Below are 4,867 nucleotides of genomic sequence, written 5' to 3' on the forward strand. Positions count from 1 at the left end.
CCCGCCAATAGTTCCGATTCCACTTCCAAAGGTTGCCTCTTTGCCCGAAACACTTGTCAGATGTCTTATACCCGGTGTTAGTGTTTCAGCCAGCGCTAAACCCGTCAATGCCGACGGCGCTCGGAATGTCCGCGCAACGCCGCCCGGGCATCGTTTTTTCCTCAAGGAGTGAATCACCGTGGATGTACAACTCTTGCTGGCGCTGGCCCTGGGAATCGTGACCATCGTCGTGCTGGTGCTCCGCACCCGGCTGGACGCCTTCGTGGCGTTGCTGATCGCCGCCCTGGTGACCGGGATCGTCGCCGGACAGGCGCCTCTCGAAATCGTCACCGCCATCACCACAGGATTCGGCAACACCCTCGCCTCGATCGGCATCGTCATCGGTCTCGGTGTGGGCATCGGCAAGATCCTCGAGGTATCAGGGGCCGCCAACTCGCTGGCACTGGCCTTCCTCCGGATCTTCGGCAAGGGCCGCGAGCCGTGGGCGATGGGGAGTGTCGGCGCGCTGGTGTCCATCCCGGTCTTCTGTGACTCCGGCTACGTGATCATGAACCCGCTGGCGCGCTCCATCGCCCGGGTGAAACGCGCAGGCTACGTCACCCTGGCGCTGGCACTCGGCTGCGGCATGACCCTGACGCACCACATGGTCCCTCCCACTCCCGGTCCGCTGGCTGTCGCCGGCATCCTCGGAGCCGACCTCGGGGCTCTCATTCTCGGCGGCCTGGTCTTCACGGTCCTCCTCCTCCCGATCGTCATCTTCTATGCCAAGTGGATGGGCCCGAAGCTCGAATCATCGGTTTCGGAGGAGGTCCGGCATGCTGTGTACGGCGCGGTTGCCGTGGGCGGGGGTCGGAGCGGATCGGGCCACCTCGAGAGGGGCCCCGAGGGAAGCGGCTCGCATGAACTCTCCGGCGGTGCTCACACGAGCGACGCAGAGGATTTCACCCCCGACGATCCCGCCGTCGACCTCGGAACGCCTCCCGCCGGCGCGAAACCTCACCACGTCGGTGCCCTCCTCGGCTCGCTTCCCCTGCTCATCCCGCTGCTGCTCATCGTGGTCAACACCGTCACCGGTGCCATCGACCAGAACGCACAGGGTGTGCTCGGCGGTGACTATGAGCCCTCCGCCTGGGTGGTCCCCTTCGCGTTCATCGGCAATCCGGTGGTGGCCCTGATCATTGGCGTCCTGCTCGCCGTCTACCTGCTTCTGCCACGCTGGACCCCGCGCACCAAGGTCCAGGGCTGGTTCGCCGAAGCAGCAGCCTCCGCAGGGCTCATCCTTCTCATCACCGGTGCGGGCGGCGCGCTCGGGCAGGTGCTGCGCAGCTCAGGCGTCGGTGACGCCCTGGCCGAAGCCATCGCGGCAACTCCCCTCCCCGCCTTCCTTGTGCCCTTCCTGATCGCCACCCTGGTCCGCATCGCCCAGGGCTCGGGCACCGTCGCGATGATCACCGCTGCCTCCGTCACTGCGCCCCTGGTGACGACGCTGGGAATCGACCCCCTTCTCGCCGCCCTGGCCTGCACGGCCGGGTCCATGGTGTTCAGCTACTTCAACGATTCGTATTTCTGGGTGGTCACCCGCTTCACCGGCCTCGAGGGAACAGCGGCACTGAAGGGCTGGTCTGGCATCACGACGGCGGTGTGGGCAGGGTCCATCCCGCTGCTGTTCATCGCCAACTTCATCCTGGGCTGACCGCGCGGCGCTCGAGTCCGGCCGGATCCGCCGAATCGCAACCATTCAGGCGGCGCACGGTGGCTGGAATAACGGATCGAAACTGCCGGTTGCCGCAACCATGACCGAAAACATCGATGTACTTCGCGAAGTGTCCCCCACGATCGACCTCAAGGACCTCGGCACCGTCCACCGTCTGGGCTTCGGCGCCATGCGGATCGTGGGCGACGGCGTCTGGGGCGAGCCCGCCAGCCGCGGCACCGCCGTCGACGTCGTCCGCCGTGCTGTTGAACTCGGTGTCGATTTCATCGACACCGCCGATTCCTACGGGCCCAACATCAGTGAGGAGATCATCGCCGAGGCGCTTCACCCCTACCCCGACGGCGTGCGGGTCGCCACCAAGGTGGGCTTCACCCGCACCGGGCCTGGCCAGTGGATTCCGGTCGGCAGGCCCGAGTACCTGCGCCAGCAGACCGAGCTGAGCCTCCGCAAGCTGAAGGTCGATGCGCTGGACCTGCTGCAGCTGCACCGCATCGACCCCAAGGTCGACGCCGACGAGCAGTTCGCCGTGCTCCGCGACCTCCAGCAGGAGGGCAAGGTGAAGGCACTCGGGCTGTCCGAGGTGAGCGTCGACCAGCTCAAGGCCGCCGGGAAGTTCTTCACGGTCTCCACCGTCCAGAACCGCTACAACCTGACCGACCGGACCTCCGAGGATGTCCTTGAGTACGCCGCGGAGCAGGGCATCGGGTTCATCCCCTGGGCCCCCATCTCGGCGGGTGAACTCGCCCGGCCGGGCGGCCCTCTCGCCGAGGCCGCCGAGCGGTTGAACGCGAGTACCTCACAGGTGGCCCTCGCATGGCTGCTGCGCCGCTCCCCCGTGATGATGCCGATTCCCGGAACCGGCTCGATCGCCCACCTCGAGGACAACATGGGCGCGGGAAACGTCAGCATTGACGACGCCACGTACGAGGAGCTGGAGAACGCGCGCTAGGATCCTTCCGGAAAGGCCCGCTCCGGCAACGGGCGGGCCTTTTTCGTGCCCTTGACCCTTACGCACCTGCCGGTCACCGCCCTAGACTTGAACTCCCCAGCGGCGAGGAGACCGACATGGACGCCAGCAGTTTTGCCGAGTTCCCGGCAGTGCCGATCGTCGTGACGGAAGTTGGTCCCCTGGAGGCGGACCCGGCCGTCCAGCTTCTTCCCACGCTACCCACGGGTCCAGGTCCGGAAGTGCCGGCCAACGCCGTCATTGCCTTCTCCGAAGAGCACGACTCCTCCTATTTCGAGAAAAATCTGACCGCGCTGCGGCCTGGTAACTCCCTGCCCGGAACAACCGTTACCGGCGTTGCCGAACCGCTGCCCCCATGCGGGTGGGACAGCGTCTCCGGTGGTATCAACGGCGACGGTGACTGATGCCCGGGATCTACCGGGACCTACCGGGACCTCCTTCGACCTAGTGGGACCTGCTGAGAGTGGCTCCGGAATAGGTCCGCCGCGGCGCATGTTCCCCTCATGAAAGCCTTTCCCCCACCGGCGCGATCCTCGGAACGCGCCTGAGAAGGAGCACACCCATGGCCAACATCCTGATGGTTGTTTCATCCGCCGATTCCCTCACCATGAAGGACGGCAGTGCGCACCCCACCGGGTTCTGGGCCGAGGAACTCGTCGTCGCGCACCGGACCCTTCGCGACGCCGGGCACACGGTCCAGCTCAGCTCACCGGGCGGCGTGAAACCCACGGTCGACCAGGTGAGCCTCGACCCACAGCAGGCCGGCGGGGAGGAGAAGGCAGCGGCCTTCCGCGCCTACCTCGAGGAGATCGATGACGAGCTTTCCGCGCCGCGGATCCTCGCCCATGTCGATCCCGCCGCCTACGACGCCGTCGTCCTTCCCGGGGGCCACGGTCCCATGGCCGATCTCCACGCGAACAAGGACCTCGGGCGCCTGCTGATCGCCGCCAACAACGAGGGCAAGATCATCGCCCCCTTCTGCCACGGCCCGGCAGGGCTGTTGAGCGCGGTGGACGACGGCGGAACCTTCGCCTTCGAAGGCCGCCGGCTCACAGTGTTCACCAACGAGGAAGAGCTTTCCGGCGGAACCGGCGAGAACACGCCGTGGTTCGTCGAGACCGAACTCCGCCAGAAGGGTGCCATCGTCGAGACCGGGGCCGCGTGGGCGAGCGTCGTCGTGCGCGATGAGAACCTCGTCACCGGCCAGAATCCGCAGTCGAGCGAGGACGTTGCGAAGGAAGTCATCGCGGCACTCGCCGAGTAGCCCCGGTAGGCGGACGGCGCACCTCTACGCCTTGAACGAGCGGGCCGGAAGGGTCATCGCCGCCACGGCGAAGCTGGAGGCGCGTCAGCTCTGGTCGGCGGCTGCTGCAATGTGCCTCGTCCTCCTGCCGGTGGTCGTGGTCGTCGCCGGGGCCTGGATGGCCGTCGCCGGTCTGATCACGGGCGCTCAGTGGGCGATGGACGTGGTCGCCGTGGGCCTCGCCGGCGCCTGCTACGGGCTCTTCTCGTCCGTCCGCTGGATCGCTGGCCTCGTGGGGACCTGGAAGGGCCACGGGATGCCGAAGTGCCCCCACTAGCGGAAGTAGGTCGCTAGGTTCAAGCAGCCCGTCGATAGTGCATGGCGACTGCGCCGTTGCTGAGCGGCTCCGCCGAGATCAGATCGAGGCGTCGGGTGCTGGACAGTCCGTCCTGGTGCAGGGTGGGGCCGTGCCCGGCGATCATGGGATGGATAAGGAACGTGTACTCGTCGATCAGGTCCAGTCGGTCCAGCTCTGTCGCGAGTTTGCCGCTGCCGACGAGCACCCCGCCGGGAGTCGCATCCTTGAGTTCCTGCACCGCCGTGCGCAGGTCACCGCCGACGTGGTGGCTGTTGGTCCACGGGAAGTCGCTTCGCGTGGACGACACCACGTATTTCGGCTTGGCCTCCAGCTTGAGGGCCCACTCGCGCATCGCTGGCGGCGCGTCCTCGTCGCCGCGGGCGACTACCGGCCAGTAGCTCTCCATCATCTCGTAGGTGGTGCGACCCCAGAGCATTGCGCCGCACTCGTCCATGAGGCGGGTGAAGTGGGCATGCGTCTCTTCGTCGGCGATGCCCTCCTGGTGGTCGACGCAACCATCCAGGGTGAAGTTGATGCTGAACGTCAGAAGACCCATATGACGATTCCTCCTCTGCCATCGGCTCC

At 66.6% G+C, this 4,867-nt stretch carries 5 protein-coding genes and 1 pseudogene; 5 read left to right on the plus strand and 1 reads right to left on the minus strand.

Going from position 1 to position 4,867, the window contains the following annotated elements; all coding sequences use genetic code 11:
* The first annotated feature begins 178 nt into the window (after positions 1–178).
* The 5 genes and pseudogenes from Y705_RS0113340 to Y705_RS19980 all read left to right on the plus strand — a co-directional run.
* Complete coding sequence (locus tag Y705_RS0113340) at positions 179–1,693, plus strand: GntP family permease (RefSeq protein WP_026533217.1); 1,515 nt, start codon at positions 179–181, stop codon at positions 1,691–1,693.
* 100 nt (positions 1,694–1,793) lie between these two features.
* Positions 1,794–2,663: an aldo/keto reductase gene (locus Y705_RS0113345; RefSeq protein ID WP_026533218.1), complete on the plus strand. Its 870-nt coding sequence runs from the start codon at positions 1,794–1,796 to the stop codon at positions 2,661–2,663.
* Between the two features lie 116 nt (positions 2,664–2,779).
* Positions 2,780–3,085, plus strand: coding sequence for a hypothetical protein (locus tag Y705_RS0113350; protein WP_026533219.1), 306 nt, complete (start codon positions 2,780–2,782; stop codon positions 3,083–3,085).
* Between the two features lie 158 nt (positions 3,086–3,243).
* Positions 3,244–3,945, plus strand: coding sequence for a type 1 glutamine amidotransferase domain-containing protein (locus tag Y705_RS0113355; RefSeq protein WP_026533220.1), 702 nt, complete (start codon positions 3,244–3,246; stop codon positions 3,943–3,945).
* A 13-nt stretch (positions 3,946–3,958) separates the two neighbouring features.
* Positions 3,959–4,261 (plus strand): annotated as a pseudogene (locus tag Y705_RS19980) (hypothetical protein); the annotation flags it as partial.
* A gap of 19 nt (positions 4,262–4,280) precedes the next feature.
* Here the strand turns inward: Y705_RS19980 and Y705_RS0113365 are convergent.
* Positions 4,281–4,838 carry a dihydrofolate reductase family protein gene (locus Y705_RS0113365; protein WP_026533221.1) on the minus strand — a complete coding sequence of 186 codons (558 nt, stop codon included), beginning with the start codon at positions 4,836–4,838 and terminating at the stop codon, positions 4,281–4,283.
* Positions 4,839–4,867: the final 29 nt, after the last annotated feature.

This window comes from Arthrobacter sp. H41, assembly GCF_000520535.1.
In the GTDB taxonomy this organism is placed as follows: domain Bacteria; phylum Actinomycetota; class Actinomycetes; order Actinomycetales; family Micrococcaceae; genus Arthrobacter_D.

What these genes read in the sequence shown, in the direction of transcription:
- Y705_RS0113345 (WP_026533218.1), top strand. Translation starts at nt 1,794, where the DNA reads ATGACCGAAAACATCGATGTACTTCGCGAAGTGTCCCCCACGATCGAC.
- Y705_RS0113350 (WP_026533219.1), top strand. Translation starts at nt 2,780, where the DNA reads ATGGACGCCAGCAGTTTTGCCGAGTTCCCGGCAGTGCCGATCGTCGTG.
- Y705_RS0113355 (WP_026533220.1), top strand. Translation starts at nt 3,244, where the DNA reads ATGGCCAACATCCTGATGGTTGTTTCATCCGCCGATTCCCTCACCATG.
- Y705_RS0113365 (WP_026533221.1), bottom strand. Translation starts at nt 4,838, where the DNA reads ATGGGTCTTCTGACGTTCAGCATCAACTTCACCCTGGATGGTTGCGTC.